This window comes from Neobacillus drentensis (assembly GCF_036962765.1).
GTDB classification, from domain to species: Bacteria; Bacillota; Bacilli; order Bacillales; family Cytobacillaceae; genus Neobacillus; species Neobacillus drentensis_C.
Genome location: NZ_JBALOS010000222.1, coordinates 1 through 672, shown reverse-complemented (window position 1 = coordinate 672; position 672 = coordinate 1). Strand labels below are relative to the sequence as shown.

General features: G+C 34.7%; 1 protein-coding gene. It reads left to right on the top strand.

The genetic code is table 11. The features are described 5' to 3' along the window. A partial coding sequence (locus V7137_RS23805; RefSeq protein WP_335700366.1) for a hypothetical protein occupies nt 1-346 on the top strand: 346 nt, incomplete at its 5' end. Between the last annotated feature and the right edge of the window lie 326 nt (nt 347-672).

Genomic DNA, 672 nt, shown 5'->3' with positions numbered 1-672 from the left:
GAAAGAAATGAACCAAGTAAAAGAAGCAGTTTCTATTCAAAAAACAGATAATCCGCCAGCCCCGCCGTATAAAATACAACAGAATGAAGCAAAATCAACAAAATCGCAAGAAGAACCAGCGAGAGTATTTAAATCAGCACCTACACAAAACCAAGCTACAAATAATACAGAAAATAATAAAACAAATGATATGAACACTACTAACAACGATCAGAATGTATGGAAACAAAAGGAGAAAGAGCAAAGAGTTCTTCGTTTTACAGGAGAACCAGTTAATCAAGAAAACAAAATAGCTTTCCCGTTTTCCGGATGGCCAAACAGAAACAATCGAACTTCAAGATTGTAATTAATAAAATCTTAACCTAATTGTGAAAATTTATATAAGGCCATTCCCTCATATTGCCCCTGTCAAAGCCCCCCAAAACCATACAAATATGAGCTGGGCAGTTCTGATCATGTATACCTGTTATAAGTAGTTAGTGATATCAGCCCTTCTCTATTTGTAAATGGGAATCCTAGGAAAGGAAGTGAGTAAATGAAGTTGAAAGATAATATCGGAAAATATATCAAACTGGAGATTTCGGGAAAGAAATTTATTAGTGGATTACTGATTGATTTAGGAAGCGATTTATGGGTAGTTTTTAATGGATATGATTACCTTTACATCCCTGC